The 17,823-nt window shown below is 70.3% G+C and carries 13 protein-coding genes; 11 read left to right on the forward strand and 2 right to left on the reverse strand.

The annotated features are described in order from the left end of the window. Positions 1-24: 24 nt before the first annotated feature. Positions 25-3,681: a family 78 glycoside hydrolase catalytic domain gene (locus tag AB0F15_RS07090; protein WP_360266466.1), complete on the reverse strand. Its 3,657-nt coding sequence runs from the start codon at positions 3,679-3,681 to the stop codon at positions 25-27. Between the two features lie 289 nt (positions 3,682-3,970). On the opposite strand from AB0F15_RS07090, the gene AB0F15_RS07095 reads away from it, so the two are divergent. The 6 genes from AB0F15_RS07095 (at position 3,971) to AB0F15_RS07120 (ending at position 11,097) form a co-directional block, all read left to right on the forward strand. Next, on the forward strand, positions 3,971-6,556 hold the full coding sequence (locus tag AB0F15_RS07095) for a glycosyltransferase (protein WP_360266470.1): 2,586 nt from the start codon (positions 3,971-3,973) through the stop codon (positions 6,554-6,556). Then, on the forward strand, positions 6,556-8,004 hold the full coding sequence (locus AB0F15_RS07100; protein WP_360266472.1) for a radical SAM protein: 1,449 nt from the start codon (positions 6,556-6,558) through the stop codon (positions 8,002-8,004). The genes AB0F15_RS07095 and AB0F15_RS07100 overlap by 1 nt, the downstream gene beginning before the upstream one ends. A 91-nt stretch (positions 8,005-8,095) precedes the next feature. Next, positions 8,096-8,899, forward strand: a complete 804-nt coding sequence (locus AB0F15_RS07105) for a GH25 family lysozyme (RefSeq protein WP_360266474.1) — start codon at positions 8,096-8,098, stop codon at positions 8,897-8,899. Positions 8,900-9,023: 124 nt separating this feature from the next. After that, the gene (locus AB0F15_RS07110; protein WP_360266477.1) at positions 9,024-10,280 is read left to right on the forward strand and encodes a GDSL-type esterase/lipase family protein; all 1,257 of its coding nucleotides are present in this window, start codon (positions 9,024-9,026) and stop codon (positions 10,278-10,280) included. Positions 10,281-10,336: 56 nt separating this feature from the next. Then, a complete protein-coding gene (locus AB0F15_RS07115; protein WP_360266480.1) occupies positions 10,337-10,723 on the forward strand; it encodes a hypothetical protein in 387 nt (128 codons plus the stop codon). Positions 10,724-10,749: 26 nt separating this feature from the next. Then, positions 10,750-11,097, forward strand: a complete 348-nt coding sequence (locus tag AB0F15_RS07120) for a ClpX C4-type zinc finger protein (protein ID WP_360266482.1) — start codon at positions 10,750-10,752, stop codon at positions 11,095-11,097. Here AB0F15_RS07120 and AB0F15_RS07125 read toward each other — a convergent pair. Beyond that, positions 11,094-11,924 (reverse strand): SAM-dependent methyltransferase, encoded by an 831-nt coding sequence (locus AB0F15_RS07125; protein WP_360266485.1) that lies wholly within the window; start codon positions 11,922-11,924, stop codon positions 11,094-11,096. The two genes, AB0F15_RS07120 and AB0F15_RS07125, sit on opposite strands and share 4 nt — an antisense overlap. A 407-nt stretch (positions 11,925-12,331) precedes the next feature. Here AB0F15_RS07125 and AB0F15_RS07130 point away from each other — a divergent pair, with 407 nt between their 5' ends. The 5 genes from AB0F15_RS07130 to AB0F15_RS07150 all read left to right on the forward strand — a co-directional run bounded on the left by AB0F15_RS07130 (position 12,332) and on the right by AB0F15_RS07150 (position 17,817). After that, complete coding sequence (locus AB0F15_RS07130; RefSeq protein WP_360266487.1) at positions 12,332-12,724, forward strand: hypothetical protein; 393 nt, start codon at positions 12,332-12,334, stop codon at positions 12,722-12,724. Positions 12,725-13,268: 544 nt separating this feature from the next. After that, positions 13,269-13,910 (forward strand): disulfide bond formation protein DsbA, encoded by a 642-nt coding sequence (locus AB0F15_RS07135; RefSeq protein ID WP_360266489.1) that lies wholly within the window; start codon positions 13,269-13,271, stop codon positions 13,908-13,910. A 166-nt stretch (positions 13,911-14,076) separates the two neighbouring features. Next, entirely contained in the window at positions 14,077-15,981 is a 1,905-nt protein-coding gene (locus AB0F15_RS07140; protein ID WP_360266491.1) for an FAD/NAD(P)-binding protein, read from the forward strand. A 135-nt stretch (positions 15,982-16,116) separates the two neighbouring features. After that, positions 16,117-17,430 carry a SidA/IucD/PvdA family monooxygenase gene (locus AB0F15_RS07145; RefSeq protein ID WP_360266494.1) on the forward strand — a complete coding sequence of 438 codons (1,314 nt, stop codon included), beginning with the start codon at positions 16,117-16,119 and terminating at the stop codon, positions 17,428-17,430. Between the two features lie 24 nt (positions 17,431-17,454). Continuing rightward, a complete protein-coding gene (locus tag AB0F15_RS07150; protein WP_360266497.1) occupies positions 17,455-17,817 on the forward strand; it encodes a cupin domain-containing protein in 363 nt (120 codons plus the stop codon). Positions 17,818-17,823 lie beyond the last annotated feature (6 nt).

Consider the following 17,823-nt stretch of genomic DNA (forward strand, 5'->3'; position numbering starts at 1 on the left):
GCCGCGGCGGCACCGGCTCACCGGTCAGGCCGGGGCGGTGAAGACGTACGAGCCCGCCGGCACGAAGTACGTCCCCGGCACCGACGGCACCGCCTCGGGCGGCGCGGTGACCCCCGCCGGCCGGGACGTCGGCACCACGACCGTCGCCGAAGATCCGGCCGGGACCGTCACCCGCAGCTTCAGCTTCCCGCCCGCGACCGACCAGTCGCTGACCGCGCTGCCGTAGGGCGTCTCGTACGCCGACGTCGCCGAGGTCAGGCCGCCGCCCGGCTGGGGGGCGATCCGCAGCGACGCGTAGCCGGGTGACGCAGGGGCCAGCCCGCCCACCGAGCGGTACAGGAAGTCGCCCACCGAGCCGAGGCCGTAGTGGTTGAACGAGTTCATCCCGGGATCGTTGAACGAGCCGTCCGGCTTGATGCCGTCCCAGCGCTCCCAGATCGTCGTCGCGCCGTGGCCGATCATGTAGCCCCAGCCGGGGAAGCCCGGCTGCAGCAGCACCTGGTAGGCGACATCGGCGTGGCCGTGCGCGGCCAGCACCGGCAGCAGGTTCTCGACGCCGAGGAAGCCGACGCTCAGGTGCCCGTTGGCGGCTGTGACACGGGCCGCCAGCTTGTCGGCCGCCGGCTGGACGCGGTCGGCCGGGAGCAGTCCGAACGCCAGCGCCAGCACGTACCCGGTCTGCGTGTTCGCGCCGATCGTGCCGTCCGCGGCCACGAACCGGTTCGTGAACGCGGCGCCGACCTGGTCGGCGAGTGTGCCGTACTTCGCCGCTTCCGCGGTGCGCCCGGTGGCCGCGGCCATCCGGGACAGCAGCCGCGACGACCACGCGACGAACGCCGTCGAGACCAGGTCGTGCGGGGTCTCGTCGTTGACGTTGAGCCAGTCCCCGTAGGTCTGGTGGTCGCGGATCAGGTCGGCGCCGGAGGTGGAACGCAGGTACTCGACCCACCGGACCATCGCGTCGAAGTGCTCGGTGATCACGCCGGTGTCGCCGTACCGCTGCCACAGCGTGTAGGGCACGATGACGCCCGCGTCACCCCAGCCCGCCGTGCCCGAACCGCCCAGCACGTCCGGCGCGACGTCGGTGAACGACCCGTCGGCGTGCTGCGCGTCGGTCAGGTCGTCGCTGAACTTGCCGAGGAAGTTCGCGACGTCGAGGTTGAACGTCGACGTCCCGGCGAAGATCCCGATGTCGCCGGTCCAGCCGAGCCGCTCGTCGCGCTGCGGGCAGTCGCTCGGCACCGACAGCATGTTGGAGCGCTCGCCCCACAGGATGTTGTGCTGCAGCTGGTTCACCATGGTGTTCGACGTGGTGAACGTCCCGGTCTGCGCACCCGACGTCCACATCGCCCGCCCGGTGAGGGTGGCGGCGGTCGGCGCGGACGGCAGCCCGGTCAGCTCGACGTACCGGTAGCCGTGCACGGTGAACCGCGGTTCGTACGTCTCGGCGCGGCCGATCCCCGCCAGGGTGAACCGGTCGGTGGCCTGTGCCGCGCGCAGGTTGGTGGTGTAGATCGTGCCGTCCGCGTTGAGCACCTCGGCGTGCCGCATGGTGACGGTGGTGCCGGCCGGGCCGGTCACCGTCAGCCGGTTCCAGCCGCTGAAGTTCTGGCCGAGGTCGGCCACCCAGACCCCCGGCTTGGGCTGGGTCCAGGAGACCGGGTGGAACTCCTGCTGCACCGTGACGCCGTTGTCGACCTGGGGCACCAGGTTCGGTGCGGTGCCGGTGCGCACACGGGGTGCCGACCAGCCGCGGTCGTCGAAGCCGGGACGGTCCCAGCCGGCCGCCGCGAGCCGGGCGTCGTAGGTTTCGCCCTGGTACAGGTCGTCCGCACGGATCGGCCCGTCACCGGCCTGCCAGCTGCCGTCGGTCGCGATGGTGCTGCTCGTGCCGTCGGTGAAGGTCAGCCGCAGCTGGGCGGAGTACCACGGTTCGGTGCCGTACTTCTGGCTGCCGGCGATGCCGACGCTGCCGGAGTACCAGCCGTTGCCGACCATCGCGCCGAGGACGTTCTCCCCGCGCCGGATCTGCCCGGTGACGTCGGAAACCCGGTACTGCACGCGTTTCGCGTAGTCGGTCCAGCCGGGTGCGAGGACTTCCGCGCCCACCTTCGCGCCGTTGAGATGGGTCTCCTGAAGACCGAGCGCGGTCGTCAGCAGCCGCGCGCTCGCGACCGGCTTCGTGACGGTGAAGCTCTTCCGCAGCAGCGGCCCGGGGGCGCTGACGGCGACGTTCGCGCCCCATGGGCCGGTGCCGTACGCGGTCAGTGCCCGGGCCGCGGGCCAGGAGCTGTCGTCGAAGGCGCGCTGCTGCCACCCCTCCGGGCCGCTCTGGCTCGCCTTCCAGGTTCCGTCGGTGAGCACCGTCGGTCCACCTTGGACGGTCAGTTTCGCGATCGTCCCGGCCGGGCTCTGCGTGGTGTTCTCCGTGCTGACCGCGATGGTGTTCGCCCCGGCCGTCAGCAGGCTGCCCACCTCGACGACCCCGGCCGTCTTCCACGAGTCGGCGACCCGCGGCGAGTCGCTGACGCGGGTGCCGTTGACCCACACGGTCGCGGTGTCGTCCCCGGTGACGACCAGGGTGGCCTTCGCCGGGGCGGCGGCCAAGTCCAGGTTCTTGCGGAAGAAGCGGGTCGAGGCCGGCACGCCACCGAGCGGATCGCCTTCGGGGTACCAGATCCAGCTCGCGCCGGCGAGGTCCGGACCGGCCGTGGCGCGGCCGAGGAAGGCGCCGGTCCACTCGGTCGCCGGGGCCCGGAGCGCGGTTTCGAAGCGCTGCACCGGGCTCCAGCCGCTCGGCCGGCCCTGGCCGTCCCAGACGCGGACGCGCCAGGTGTAGGCGGTCAGCGAGGCGAGCGCCGGGCCGCCGTAGGCGACGTCGGTCTGCTGCGCGGACGCGACCCGGCCGCTGTCCCAGAGGTCGTGTCCGCCGGCGGACACGACGAGCTGGTACGCCGACTGCCGCTGCTGCGCCGCCGGGGACGTCAGCTTCCAGCCGAACCGCGGCTGCGCGGGGTCCACGCCGAGCGGGTTCACCCGGTTCGAGACCGTGGCGGCGGCGACCGACAGCGGTGACGCCGTGGCGAAGTTCGGCGTGCTGACCCGGGTGCCCCACGGCGCGGTGCCGTAGGTGCCGAGGTCCGCGGCCGCGGACCAGGTCGTGTCGGCGAAACCGGGCTGTTCCCAGCCTTCCGGGACGGTCGTCGCGCTCTTCCAGCCGTTCCCGGTGGTCAGGTCGGTGGTGCCGGCCGCGGTCGTGACCCGCAGCCGCCCGAGCAGCCCGGCCGGGCCGCCGTCGTTGCGGACGGCGACGGCGAGGGTGTTGCCGCCGGGGACGAGCGCGGGCCGCAGGTCCACCGGCAGTCCCGTGCGCCACGAGTCCCTGGTGCGGGCCGAGGACGCGAGCGGTGTGCCGTTGAGCCAGACGTCGGCGGTGTCGTCGCCGGTGAGGACGAGCCGGGCGTCGGTGACGGCGCCGGCGGGAACGGTGAACGTCGTGCGGAAGTACCGGGTTCCGGCCGGCGCGGCGACGCGGGCGTTGCCTTCCGGGTACCAGATCCAGTGTGCACCGGCGAGTTCCACCGGTGGCGCGGCGCCGGCCGCGGGCACCGCGGCGGCCGACAGGGCCAGGATCGCGGCGACCGTGGTGGTGGTTGCGCGCCAGAGCTTCGAGGGCAGCATGCAGGCTCCCTTGCGGCGGGGACGGGACGCCGATTAGAACGTTTCAATCAGGCGTGATAGGTGACTGTAATGAGCAGCACACGTGTTGGCAATACTCCAGCGGTACCCACCCCGCCCACGCGCTGCGGATTGTCGGAGGTTTCTAAATCGTTTCAGGTGAGCGAAGCCCGCCCGGTCGTGGCCGTACTCCGCCCCTCCGGGGCGTCCACGGAAGCGTTCACACAGCCGGGCGAAGCCCCGGCGCTTACGCTGGAATCGACGGCGAAGCCGATACGGGGGTTTGACATCGATGTCAGTGCTCTGGGGCGTGTCCTTCGACGCCACTCCGCTGTCCGGGGTCGTGGTCGAGTTCCTCAAGACGGCGCAGCGCTTCGCCGCTCGCGGCCACCGCGTCCACCTCGATCTCGGGTACGACATCAAAGCCGACAAGGGTGCGTTCTTCCGGCCCTACCGCGACGAGGGCCGGCTGCTGCCGGAGTGGGTCACCCTCGGTCGCATCGAGGGTGTCGAGCGGATCCGCGGCTACGACCGGGAGTTCGTCGAGCGGGTGCTCCGCCAGGTCGTGCAGGCCGGCGACACCGCGCTGCGGCCGGCGATCGACCGTGTCGCCGACGAGCTGGCGGAGCGGATCGTGGCCACCTGGGAACGCCTCGGCGTAACCGTGGTGATGGTGGAAAACGGGACCCTGCCGGAGAACCCGGCCTACACCGAAGCGCTGTACCGGGCGATCGACCGTTACGGCGCCCGGCACCGGCTCGGCCGGTTCGTGTTCTGGCGCGACCACGACCTGATGTGGCAGAGCGAACCGGGGATCGTCAAGTACGGCCGGTTCCCGTACCCCGGCGTCCCCGCACCGCGGAACTCCCCGCACATCCACTACTTCGCCCTCCACGAGCAGGCGAAGGCCCGGACGCTGGAGTGGGTGCCGGGGCTGGAGAACATCGACGTCCTGCCCAACAGCTTCGCCGTCGCCCCCGCGCGCGTCGACGAGCGCAACGCGGCTTTCCGGCGTGACCACGGCATTCCCGAGGACGCCCCGCTGCTCGCCCGGATCACCCGGATCATCCCGCAGAAGCGCATCGACCGGGACCTCCACCTCCTCGCGTTGCTGCCGGACGCGTGGCTGTTCGTCGCCGGCGACACCCGCGAGACGCCCACCGAGCACGCCCGGCTCGGCGACCTCGCGACCCGCCTCGGCGTGCGCGAGCGGGTCGTGTTCGGCGGCTGGCTGACCCCGTACGACACCGCCGTCCCCGGCCGCTACTCCGTGCGCGACCTGCTCGCGCACGCGACGGTCGTGTCGTTCCTGACCTCCTACGACTACGAGAGTTACGGCAATCCGATCAGCGAAGCGATCGCGTCCGGAACGCCGTACGTGACCAGCGGGTACGAGCTGTACGACGTCGTCTACGGCAGCAAGGGCTTCCGGGCACCGGTGCTGGACATCCGGGCCCGCGACCTGCCGGACTCGGCGTTCGCCCGCGAAGTCGCCGAGCTGATCACCGACGAAGGGAAACGGGCGGAAGTGGTGCGGGCGAACTCGGAACTCGGGCAGGCGCACTTCGGCGCGCGGATCGTCGGCGACCTGGTCGACCGGCTGTACCCGCCGCCGATGGGGGCGGCGACGCGGCTGAGCGTCGTGCTGCCGGTGTACAACGAAGCCGCGAACCTGCCGGAGGTGCTGCGGACACTGCACGACCAGTGTGACGGCGACGCGCCCCTGGACAAGAGCCGGTACGAGGTCGTGCTGGTCGACAACAACTCCACCGACGACACCGTCGCCATCGCGCACGCCTTCGCGGCCGCGCACCCGGACCTGGCCCTGCATGTCATCCACGAGCCTGAGCAGGGCGTTTCGTGCGCCCGGCGGGCAGGCATGGACTTCGCCGCGGCCCGCAGCCGGAACCGGCCCGACAGTGACCCGGGGGAGCGGTTCTACCTCGTGTCCGCCGACGCGGACTGCCGGGTCGACCCCCACTGGCTGAGCGAACTGTTCGCCGCGATGGAGGCGAGCAAGGCCGCGATCGGCGTCTGCGACTACTACTACAACGCCGGGCACTTCACCGGGCGGCCGCGGTTGTGGGACGCGATCCAGCGGACGCTGCGGTGCCGCGCCGTCACCTTCGCGCTCTTCGGCGGCTTCCCCGACGGCAAGGGGTTCGCCGTCGAGCGCGACGCCTACGAGCGCGCCGGCGGCATCGAGGTCTTCTACCAGCTGCAGGACGGCAAGTTCGTCAACCACCTGTCCGACGACTGGGACTTCGGGATCAAGGTCGCCAGTGGCGGGGACGCGATCACCTACGCGCCGCGATCGCGCGTCGAGATCAACCCGCGCCGGGTCGACCACGCCATCGACGAGGTCATCGCCGGCCGGGCCTACGGCTCGGACGGCATCATCGTCATGCGGGACATCCGGCCGTCGGCGCCGGCGGTGCCGTCCGACCTCACCGAAGCAGAGGCCCGGCAGGCGTGGGAGTTCTCGATCAAGGACTTCACGCCGAAGAACACCATCCTGCCCGTGCTGCTGACGCCGGCGCTGCTGGAGGACGACGCCGTGATCGCGTTCTTCGGGGCCGATCTCGCCGCGCGGCTGGCCCGGCGGATCACCGAGATCCGGCACGAAATGCGCGTCGTCGACTTCACCCCGATCCACGCCTACAAGACGCCGTCGTACCGGCTGTACTTCGAGTTCGCCGACGAGCTGTTCGCGTGCCTGCGGCGGCACGTCGGCGCGGACATCGGGCACCCGCCGCCGCTGCCGCCGTGCCTGGCGGAGGTCCCGGCCGGGCGGTTCGCGGAATTCGTCCGCTACTACTGCGAAGACCGCGAGTCGGGCGAGGCGCACAACTACTTCGGCAACGGAGGGGTGTTCTGATGACGCTGGGCTATGAAGAGGCGATCGGCTCGCTGCACACGATCGATCCCGCGTGGCCGCGGCCCGTCGTGCTCGACGTCCTCGAAGCGCCCGAGAACCGGCACCTGCTCGACTTCGTGCAGGAGGACCCGTTCGGGGCACACGTGTTCCCGGGCAACGTCCCCGGCTCACCCGGGGACTTCCTGCGCGACCTCGACGCGCAGCTGGCCTCGAGCGGCCCGATCCACCTGTGGTCCTACATCCCGACGTGCGCCTACCGCTGCCGGTTCTGCCAGTACCCGGTGGTCCTGGTCAAGGGCAACCCCGAAGTGGCGTACGAAAAGGCGAAGTCGTGGGTCGACCTCAACCTCGCCGAGGCGCGGCTGTGGCTCGACGCCGTGCCGCACCTGCGCGGCGCCGAGGTAGGGGAGTTCAACGTCTTCGGCGGCACGCCGTCGCTGCTGCCGGAACCCGAGATCCGCCGCTTGCTGGAGTTCTACCGCTCGAACTTCCGCTTCACCACCGACACGACGATCCGGTTCGAGGGCGACCCCAGCACGTTCACCCCGGCCAAGCTCGCCCTCCTGCGGGAACTGGGCTGCACCAAGCTGTCCAGCGGGGTCCAGTCGTTCGACGACCACGTGCTGGAGCTCTGCGGGCGGGAGCACAGTGCGCGGATGTGCGTCGACTTCGTCCGCAACGCGACGGCGGCGGGCTTCGAGTGGGTCAGCATCGACCTGATGTACGGCCTGCTCGACCAGACCCTCGACAGCGTTCGCCGCGACCTGGATGTCGTGCTGGAGAACGAGGTCACGGCCGTGGTGTGCACGAAGCTGCACCTGGCGTCCTACAGCGACACCCGCACCGGCGTCACCGGCGAGAAGCCGGCGGCGTGGCAGCTGCCGTCCTACCGGGACAAACTGGTGCGCGACGGCCACCGCTGGCCCACGCTCGGCGAGCAGTACCAGATGCGGGAGCTGCTCACCGATGGCCTGCGCGCGGCGGGGTACACCGAGCACCCCACGATGTACTTCGCGCGCGACGGCCTCGGGCCCGAGAAGTGGAAGTCCATCATGGTCGACCAGGACAAGCAGGAGGCCGAGGTCGCGATCGGGCTGGGCGGCAGTTCGAGCTGCCGCGCTTCCGAGGCGATCACCGACGTGAACTCCCGGCGCTACACCGAAACCGTCTCGGCGGGCCGGATCCCGTTGGGGTCGGCGACGCGGTTCACGCCCGAGGCGCAGGAAGCGCGGGCGGTGAAGATGGCGCTGACGACGTTGCAGCCGCTGCGGGATTCCGTGCACGCCGCCCGGTTCCCCGGCCGGTCGCTGTTCACCGGGCCGTGGCCGGCGAAGTTCCGTGCGCTGGCGGCGCGGGGCTTGGTGGACCTCCGGCCGGACGACGGCGTGGTCGAGCTGACCCCGGCGGGGGAGACGCTCGTGGAAGCGATCATCACCACCGAGCTCTGAAGATCACTGGATCGGGTGACACACGCCTGCGGGGAACCAGAACGGCAGGCAGCATGGGCTCCGGATCTGCCGTACCGAGATCGGAGCCCGGATGAACCGAACCGTGGCGGGACAGCGGCTGTCGGGAGCGGCCGCGCTGGCGGTGCTCGCGGCAGTGGTGGTCGCGGCGCCTGCCCGAGCCGACTACTCGCTGGCGGACACGAACTACGCGGGCACGCAGATCGCGCGGCACGAAGGGGTCCAGGGCACTCCGCGGGCGGACCCGGCCGGGCAGACGCTCGGGCACGACGTCAGCGGGCACCAGGGCCCGGTCGACTGGACCGCCGCGGCCGGCGCCGGGGCGAAGTTCACCTACGTGAAGGCGACCGAAGGCACCGGGTTCGTCAACCCGCAGTTCGGGCAGCAGTACGACGGCGCGCACGCGGCCGGCATCATCCGCGGGGCGTACCACTTCGCCCGCCCGGACATCTCGGGCGGCGCCGAGCAGGCGGAGTACTTCCTCGCCCACGGCGGCGGCTGGCACCGGGACGGCACCACGCTGCCCGGCGCGCTGGACATCGAGTACAACCCGTACGGTGACGTCTGCTACGGCAAGAACCCCGCCGACCTGACGGCGTGGATCGCGGACTTCACGCGCACGTACTTGGCGAAGGCCAAGCGCAGCGCGCTGATCTACACGAGCACGACGTGGTGGAAGCGCTGCACCGGCAACACCGGCCGCTTCGGGAACACCGATCCGCTGTGGCTGGCGCGGTACGGCCCGGACGTCGGCGAGCTGCCCGCGGGGTGGGCGAAGCAGAGCATCTGGCAGTTCGCGCGGGACGGCGGCCTGCCGGGGGACCAGAACTACTACAACGGCCCGATCGGCCGGGTGCAGGCGCTGGCCAAGGGCTAGCGCCGGGCGCCGGCATCCGCCGCCGCTGACAAGATCGGACAAAACCCTGGCTTCCGCGTGACCGGCTGCCTACGATCGGCGGTGAGGTCGTCGCAGACCGTCCTTTGTGGACCCAGGAGGCGCCGTGCGCAGGATCGCCCTTCTCGCCGCCCTTTCCTTGGCCGCGGCCGTCGTCGTCTCCGCACCGGGGGCCGCCGGGGCCGGGCACGCCTGGTTCACGTCGTGGGCGCAGTCGCAGGACGGCCGGGCCGACGCGCCGGTCGCCGGCCGGTCGCTGCGGATGATCACCCACCTCAGCCAGGGCGGCGACGCAGTCCGCGTCCGGTTCCAGAACACCTTCGGCACCGGGCCGCTGACCATCGGGCACGCCACCGCCGGGCCGAGCGCGGGCGGTGCCGGGGTTTCCGGAGTGCGCGACCTGACCTTCGCCGGCCGCACCGCCGTCACGATCCCGGCCGGCGGCGAAGCCTGGAGCGACGAGACGAGGCTCGCGACGCGCCCGGACACCGACTTCGCGGTGAGCATGTCGATCGAGGGCACCGCCGTGCCGGGCCGCCACGGCACGGCGTTGCGCGACAACTACCTCACCGTACCGGGCTCGGGCGACCACACCGCCGACCTTTCGGGCGGCGCGTTCACGACCACGGTCGGGTCCACGTACGTCGTCAGCGCCGTCGACGTGCACAACACCGCGCTGAAGGGCACGGTCGTCCCGTTCGGCAGCTCGGTCGTCGACGGTGTCGGCAGCACCAACTGCGGCCCCGGCTGCACCGAGCTCGGCGCGAACCGGCGGTGGACCGACGATCTGGCGCGGCGGATCGTCGCGGAGTCGCCGCCGTCCGCGCAGCTGGCCGTGGCCAACGCCGGCGTCTCGGGCACGACGAGCGCTCCGTCGTGCCCGGCGATGCCGCCGTCGGTCGCGGGCCTGGACGCGGCGAGCCGGCTCGACCGGGACGTCCTGGCGCTGCACGGCGTCACCGCCGTCATCTACTACTACGGCACCAACGACCTCGCGTACGGCTGTGACGCGGCAACGATCCTCGACAGCTACCGCTCGGTGTTCGCGCGGCTGCGGGCGGCCGGGATATCGGTGTACGTCACGCCGAGCACGCCGCGGCCGGGCTACGGCGATCAGGCGAACCTGGCCCGGCACGGGATCGCGCTGTTCGTGCAACGCTGGAACACCTGCGGGGGCACGTGTTCGGGTGTCGTGGACTTCGACACGGTGCTGGCGGATCCGCTGAAGCCGAACAGCATCCTGCCGGCGTACGACAACGGCGACGGCATCCACGCGAACGCCGCCGGCCAGCAGGCGCTCGCGGACTTCGTCTCGTTGCCGATGCTCGCCCGATCCGGGCCGGTTCTCCACTCGATGGGGTGAGCCGGCGAGTCGGAACGCCGGACCTGTGCCCGCGGGTCCGCAGAGTACGTCGGGTGATGAACGAGTCGATGGACGACGCCGGGTGCTGCCTGCTGTCGGTGGCCTGGAACGTCGCCCCGCTGACCGAGGGGCAGCTCGGCTCCCGCCGCGGCGACCTCCGGCGCACCGTGGTGACCGTGTGCCGGACGGCGGGCCACGGCGCCCGGGACTGGGCCGCGCGGTACGGGGCGGGCACCGAAGCCGAGTACCGGCCGTTCCTGCAGCTCGCGGACGTCGGCTACGAGATCGCCACGCTCCTGCTGCTCGTGGAGGACCTCCTGGTGCCGGACCTGGAGCGGGAACACCGCCGCTGGGCCGAGATCGAGGAGCTGACCTCACGGCTGACGGAACTCGCCGACTGGACGGCGGCCTTCCTCTTGTCAGGCGCTCCCTTACGTCTGTAAGGTCGATCCTGACAAGGAGGTCTTCCATGAGTCCTGCGGTGATCGCCCGGTGTTCGTTCTGCGCGAAGCCGAACACGGAGGTGGACACGCTCGTCGGCGGTCCGGGGGTCTTCATCTGCGACGGCTGTGTCCGGCTGTGCGTTTCAGTGATCGAAGGCAAGCCGTCGGACGCGCCGCTCATCGCGCCGTGGGAGCACGACCTGCCGTTGGAGCAGGTGCTCTCGAACCTCGCCCCGGTGTCGGCGGCGAGCGCCCAGGTGCAGCAGAACCTGGGTGCGTGGGTCGGCAAGGCGCGTGCGCTGGGCGGCACGTGGTCGCAGATCGGCGAGGCACTGGGCATGACACGCCAGTCGGCGTGGGAGCGGTTCGCCTAGGAGAAGCGGTTCGCCCGGGGTTTGATGCCCACGCCGGCGTAAAGGCCGTCTTCTTCCGGGTCCACGACCGCGGCGAGCCTGTCCGGCCGCCAGTTCGCGGACGTGGTCAGTCCCGGCTCGACGAGCTCGAAGCCGTCGAAGAGCGCGAGCACCTCGTCGCGCGAGCGCGGGTAGATGTGGTCCTGCGTCTTGCGCATGGTTTCGGCGACCCGCGGATCCCTCAACACGGCGAAGTCGTTGGTCAGGTGGGTGAGCGCGACGTAGCTCCCGGGCGCGAGCGCGTCCCGGTAGGCGGCGAACACCGACCGCGGATCCGGCTCGGGCGGCAGGTAGTGCCCGAGGGTGATGGCCAGCAGGCCGACGGGTTCGCTCAGATCGAGCAGCTCTTTCACCGGCTCCGACTTCAGGACGGCTTCGGTGTTCGTGGCATCGGCTTCGAGGGCCTCGGCGTTCGGGTTGTCCTTGAGCAGCATGAGGCTGTGCGCGACGGCGACGGGTTCGTAGTCCACGTAGACGACCTTGGCGCCCGCATCGACCTCTTGGGCGACTTCGTGGACGTTGCCGACGGTGGGGATGCCGGAGCCGAGGTCGAGGAACTGCCGCACGCCCTGCTCGAGCAGATACCGCACGACGCGGCGCAGGAAGGCCCGGTTCCGCCTGGCCACGGTGGCGACCTGAGGCTGGATGGCCTCGAGCTTGTGCGCCACGGCCCGATCGGCGGCGAGGTTGTGGGCGCCGCCGAGCAGGTAGTCGTAGATGCGGGCGGCACTGGGCCGGGACAGATCCGCGCCGGGCGGGATCCAGTCGGCACCTTCCTGATCGGTCATGATCATCCCCTCGCGCTGCGCCACGGCTCGAGCCCACTTTAGCGGTCCGGCCCGGCGAGCGGCGCGGCTCGGTTCGTCCCGGTGAGCGGGACCGGTCACGGCGTGGACGCAGTGCCGGGAAGACGGGTCGCGCCTGCTGCGCCACGAAACCGGCCGGCCGATGACCGCCCGACGGGGAACGGCACGCCTGCTCACCGCCGGGAGGACCAACGGTGGCAACGGCGCAGGTCAGGACGGGTGAAGGGGACGGTCGGCCGGACCGTCGGGCGCCGCGAGCGCCGGCCCGGGGCTGCGCGGTGCACGACGACCTGTCAAACCCACTGACCAGGACGTGCGGAATGCACTACTGCACAGGCGGCCGACGGATCAGGATCTAGGGAAGCCGAAAACCGTCGGAGGAACACTTGATGACCGCATCGCACGCAGACCGGGAAATCCGGCCTGACGACGACCTCGGGCATCCGGTGAGCTCTCGTCCCGAACTCGTGCACCAGCCGGCCGCGCTCGCCGCCGCCGCCACCACCGGCCGGACGGTCGTCGTCCACGGGGAGGGGCACTCGATCTTCGGGCAGGCGGGCGCACCGCTGCCGCGGGTCACCACCGACGAGAAGCTGTCCCACCGCGCCCGTTCGCTGGGCGCCGTGCAGTACCTCGTCGGGTCCGTCCCGATGCGCCCGGCCGACTGGACCGTCCACTTCGGACCAACCTGGCCGCTGGCGGCGCCGGCGAAGCACCACTACGACCCGGACGACGTCCTCGGCAGCGGCCCAGGCGTCTTCGTCCGCTCCGAAGGGAAGTAACCACAACGGGACGTCGATGAGGCGAAGGGAGCCGCGGGACCGCAATCCAGGAGCAGCCTGCTCGTGCACCGCCATGTGACCCTTTCGGGCATGGCGGTTTTCCCCAGCACTGCGCTTGCTCCTGCGGTGAATCCGGCGCGCCCGCCGGTCGGCCCTGTCGTCGTGCGCGACTTGCGCGACGGTGTGCTGCCCGGCGCCCGCGTCAGGTGGCCGGACGATCCGTACCGCGAAGCTTGCGTCGACATGGACGAGGTCGAGTACCGGGCCGTCCACGGCGCCCGCTTCGACCCACGTCCCGGCTTCGTCGCGGCTCGTGCCGCCGTCCGGCCCGCAGCCGAGCCTTTCGGCGCCCATTTTCGTCGCGATAATCGACCGGTGGCGCCTCGGTGTGGTGCTCCTTCTCCACCGATTCCGAGTGAAGTCTTCTGTAGAACTCCGTCGGGCCACCCGAGGGTTCTGGTACATCGAATTTGATCGCATTCATGGGTGATTCGATTCCGACTGTATCGATAAACACAGGCCAAGCCGGTATGGGGTGGTAATGATGTCGAAGTCGCACAGCTTGTCCGCGGCCGGAGCCGTGCCGGTCAATTCCGGCGAGGCCGTGGTTGATTTCTACTTCGATCCCGCGTGTCCGTTCGCGTGGATTGCGTCGCGTTGGATCATCGAGGTCGGCGAGTTGCGAGAAATCGAGCTGCGATTTCGGGTGATGAGCCTGTCCGTGTTGAACGAGGGCAGTACCGCCGAGTTCTTCGACCGGGCCTGGAAGCCCGTCCGGGTACTCGTCGCCGCCGAGCAGGAGCACGGCCCGAAAGCCGTTCGTTCGCTCTACGACGCCATGGGTCAGCGCATCCACCACCAGCGGAACCGGAACTACGACGAGGTGGTCACCGAGGCGGTCGCCGAGGTCGGCCTGCCCGGCGACCTGGTGGGCGCGGCGTACTCGACGGACTTCGACGAAGCGGTCCGGGCGAGTCACAACGCCGGGATGAAGCCGGTGGGCGGCGACGTGGGCACTCCGGTCGTCCACATCGACGGGAAAGCATTCTTCGGTCCTGTGCTCAATTCGATTCCCCGGGGCGACGCGGCCCTTCGGCTCTTCGACCTCGTCCGGGAACTCACGCACACGGACAATTTCTTCGAGCTCAAACGAGGTGTCCCGGAGGGCGCGCTCAGTTTTGACTGAAGTTTCCGTTTAAGCCGCACGACAGTATGCGCGGCTTCGCCATGTCGTTCATGAGAACGCGGCGGAGCTGTGACAAACGGTTGTCTGTTCACTGAGCGCAGGAATCGTTCCTGTGCGTTTCAGTGCGTTGTGGGGGTGTCACGTAGTGGAAACGCGTCCAAAAGATGTGCCGTTGGCCGTTGCCGTGATCGGCGCCGGACCGCGCGGTACGGGCATTCTCGAACGGCTGCTCGCCAACGTCGGTGAACTGCTGCCGGGCCGCCGGCTGCACGTCGACGTCATCGACCCGTACCCGGCCGGTGCCGGGCGGGTGTGGCGGGCCGACCAGTCGCCGTTGATGCTGATGAACGTGGCCGCGCGGAACGTCACGATGTTCACCGACGAAACCGTCCGGTGCGCCGGCCCCGTCCGGCCGGGCCCGGCGCTCGACGAATGGGCCAGAACCGTCGACGGCCACGAGGACGTCGGCACGGGCAGTGTCTTCGTGGACCGGGCGACCCAGGGGGAGTACCTCTCGGCCGTGCTGACCAAGGTGCTGGCCGACAAGCCCGGCGCCGTCAGCATCACCGTGCACGAGACCGCGGCGCTCCGGCTCACCCGCGCCGAGACCGGCCGGCAGCTCGTGTGGCTGGCCGACCGGGACGAGCCGCTGGTCACCGACGTGGTCGTCCTCGCCCTCGGGCACCTGGATGGCGAGCCGGTCAAGGAGGAGCGGCTGTTCGCCGACTTCGCCGACCGCCGCGACCTCTGTTACATGCCGCCGTGCTACACCGCCGACGTCGACCTGTCGGCACTCCTGCCGGGCGAGAACGTCGCGGTGCGCGGCTTCGGGCTGGCGTTCATCGACCTGATGGTGCTGCTCACCGAGGCGCGCGGGGGCCGGTACGAGACCAGGGCCGACGGCTGGCTCCGGTACGTTCCCTCCGGCAAGGAGCCCGTGCTCCACGTGGGTTCCCGGCGTGGCGTGCCGTACCGGGCGAAGATCGACTACCAGCCGGCAGGCACACCCGCGCCGCTGCCCCGGTTCTTCTCCGCCGAGATCGTCGCCGAGCGGTTCGCCGTCCGGCGGGAGATCGACTTCTACACCGACCTGTGGCCGGACATCGCCAAGGAGATCGGCTGGGGCTACTACCACGAGCTGTTCACCGGCCACCCGGACCGCGTCGAGGTGGACTGGCCGCGGTTCGCCGCGCGGTACACCGACCTGGTCTGGGACTCCACCGAGATGCGCGAGCTGATCGCCAAGGCGGTGCCGGACGAGGCGGACCGCCTCGACTTCGACGCGATGGACCGCCCGCTCGACGGGGAGCGGTTCGACTGCCTCGACGACCTGCACGAACGGGTGCGGGCGCACGTGCGTGCGGACGTCGCCCAGATGACCGACCCGCGGCACAGCGCCGAACTGGGCGCATACCTGGCCATGCTGTCCGTGCACGCCGAGCTGCCGGCGATCGTCGCGAGCGGAAAGCTGGGTGCCCGTGCGTACATTCAGGACATGCGCGGCTGGTGGTTCCGGTTTTTCGAGTACGCCAGCAGTGGCCCGCCCGGCATGCGGCTCCGTCAACTCATCGCCCTGGCCGAGGCTGGTCTGGTACGGTTTCTCGGGGCGGACATGTGGGTACTGGCGGACGAGCGGGAGGGTTGTTTCCGGGTCGGCGGCGCAGCAACCGACGAGTCGATCACAACCAGAGCATTCGTGGAGGCCCGGCTGCCCAGTCCAACCCTGCACACGACGACGAACACGCTGCTGCGCGGGCTTTACGAGGACGGTGCGGCACTCGAGGAGGTGCTGGGTGATCCGGACGGCTACACCCACCGATCCGGCTTGCTGCAGGTATCCGAGCTGGACTTCCGGGTGCTGGACGCGGCCGGTGCGCGACAGGCCGACCGGTTCGCGCTCGGGCCATACACCAGCATCAGGCATTTCGCCACCTTCTCTCGGCCCAAATCCAACGCGAATTCCTTCCGGCAGAACGATGTCCTGGCGAGGGCGGTCCTCGACCACCTCGCCCGAGCCGGTCACCTGACCAACGACGTTCCGTGGCCCGCGGCCGGCAGCGGCGGCACGTGACAGACGGGCCGAATCGGTTTACCGTCCACAACAGACGGCGGGCCGGGCCCGGCCGGCAACGACGGAACAGTGCATGACCCACCGCGAGGCAGACCTGCTCGCTGCCGGCGGTGGACGGGAATGGGGGAAGAGCGCATGACCCACCGCGAGGTAGAACTGCTCGCTGTCGGCGGTGGACCGTCCAACCTCGCGCTGGCTGTGGCGATGGAGGAGATGGCTCCACCGGAACTGGCCGCCGACACACTTGTCATCGAGCAGGCGGACTCCATCGCTTGGCAGCGCGGGATGCTGCTGCCGGAGGCGCAGATCCAGGTGTCGTTCCTGAAAGACCTGGTGACCCTGCGCAACCCGCAGAGCAGGTTCTCGTTCATCAGCTACCTGCACTCGATCGGCAGGCTCAGCGAGTTCATCAACATGGGCAACTTCTGGCCGTACCGGGTGGAGATCTCCGACTACCTGCGCTGGGTGGCCGGCACGTTGAGCCGGGTGAAGGTCGAGTGCTCGCGGTCGTGCCAGGACATCTGGCCCGAGTACGACGCCGCCGGGAAGGTCAGCGGCTGGCTGACCAGCCTCGCTGACGGCAGCACCATCCGCAGCCGGCACCTGTCCATCGGTATCGGCCGGGACGCGTACGTGCCCGACGTCATCGCCGGACTGCCCGAGCGGTACGTCATCCACAGCACCAGGTACGTCGAACGGATCGCGCAGCTGCGCGGGGACGTGCCGTACCGGGTGGTGGTGATCGGCAGCGGGCAGAGTTCCGCGGAGATGTTCGACGCCGTCCAGCGGGATCTGCCGGGGACCGCCCAGCGGACGATGATCATGCGCTCGATCGGCATGAAGACGTACGAGAACAGCAAGTTCACCAACGAACTGTACTTCCCGGCCGCGGTCGACGACTTCTTCGACGCGCTGCCCGAAGGTCGCCAGCAGCACCTCGACGAGATGCACACCAGCAACTACTCCGCGCTCGCCGTGTCCACACTGGAGTCGTTGTACCGGCAGCTCTACCTGGACCGGATGTCCGGCAAGGGGTCCATGCGGATCGTCACCATGACGGACGTGACCGACGCCCGGGTCGACGGCGAAGAAGTGGTGCTCACGCTCCGGTCCCGGCGGACCGGGGCGGTGCAAGAGCTGGCGTGCGACCTGGTGCTGCTCGGCACCGGGTTCGTCCGGGACATGCCGGGGCTGGTGCGGCGGCTGGCCGGTGCGCTCGGCCTGGAGCGCATCGAGGTGAGCCGGGACTACCGGTTGAAGATCCCGGACAGCGCCGGCGCCGCGTGTTACCTCCAGGGCGTGAACGAGGCCACGCACGGCATCGCCGACTCGCTGCTGAGCATGCTGGCCGTGCGCGCGGCGGACATCGCCAACGACATCCTCGTCGACCACGAGGTTCCCGCCGCGGACGACGAACTCGCCCCGGCCACCACCGTGTCCACCCAGTGATCCCTGCCTCAACCGGAGGAAACGATGGAGCTGCGCAAGCTCGACCGAGACCGGCTCGGGCCGGACAACAACCATTCGCAGCGGCTGGTGCCGTGGTCGGCGCTGAACGCGCCGTTCGAGGGCGCGTGGTCGGTCGTCCGGCCGGGCACGTCCACGACCAAACACGCGCACCACGAGTACGAGATCTTCATCGCGGTGTCCGGCAAGGCGATGCTGGAATCGGCCGACGAGCGCGTCCCCTTCGAAGAGGGTGACGTCGTGCACTTCCCGCCGCACACCGACCACCAGGTCATCAACGAGGGCACCGAGGACTTCCAGTTCTACTCGGTGTGGTGGGACCGGGCGATGACGGATGCGTTCGTCGAGCGCGACAGCGAGAAGGGCTGAACCGTA

Source organism: Amycolatopsis sp. NPDC026612 (assembly GCF_040638285.1).
GTDB lineage: Bacteria > Actinomycetota > Actinomycetes > Mycobacteriales > Pseudonocardiaceae > Amycolatopsis.

Bases quoted from the DNA above. Each gene is read 5' to 3' on its own strand.
- AB0F15_RS07090 (WP_360266466.1), bottom strand. From the start codon at position 3,681: ATGCTGCCCTCGAAGCTCTGGCGCGCAACCACCACCACGGTCGCCGCG.
- AB0F15_RS07095 (WP_360266470.1), top strand. From the start codon at position 3,971: ATGTCAGTGCTCTGGGGCGTGTCCTTCGACGCCACTCCGCTGTCCGGG.
- AB0F15_RS07100 (WP_360266472.1), top strand. From the start codon at position 6,556: ATGACGCTGGGCTATGAAGAGGCGATCGGCTCGCTGCACACGATCGAT.
- AB0F15_RS07105 (WP_360266474.1), top strand. From the start codon at position 8,096: ATGAACCGAACCGTGGCGGGACAGCGGCTGTCGGGAGCGGCCGCGCTG.
- AB0F15_RS07115 (WP_360266480.1), top strand. From the start codon at position 10,337: ATGAACGAGTCGATGGACGACGCCGGGTGCTGCCTGCTGTCGGTGGCC.
- AB0F15_RS07120 (WP_360266482.1), top strand. From the start codon at position 10,750: ATGAGTCCTGCGGTGATCGCCCGGTGTTCGTTCTGCGCGAAGCCGAAC.
- AB0F15_RS07125 (WP_360266485.1), bottom strand. From the start codon at position 11,924: ATGACCGATCAGGAAGGTGCCGACTGGATCCCGCCCGGCGCGGATCTG.
- AB0F15_RS07130 (WP_360266487.1), top strand. From the start codon at position 12,332: ATGACCGCATCGCACGCAGACCGGGAAATCCGGCCTGACGACGACCTC.
- AB0F15_RS07135 (WP_360266489.1), top strand. From the start codon at position 13,269: ATGTCGAAGTCGCACAGCTTGTCCGCGGCCGGAGCCGTGCCGGTCAAT.
- AB0F15_RS07145 (WP_360266494.1), top strand. From the start codon at position 16,117: ATGACCCACCGCGAGGTAGAACTGCTCGCTGTCGGCGGTGGACCGTCC.
- AB0F15_RS07150 (WP_360266497.1), top strand. From the start codon at position 17,455: ATGGAGCTGCGCAAGCTCGACCGAGACCGGCTCGGGCCGGACAACAAC.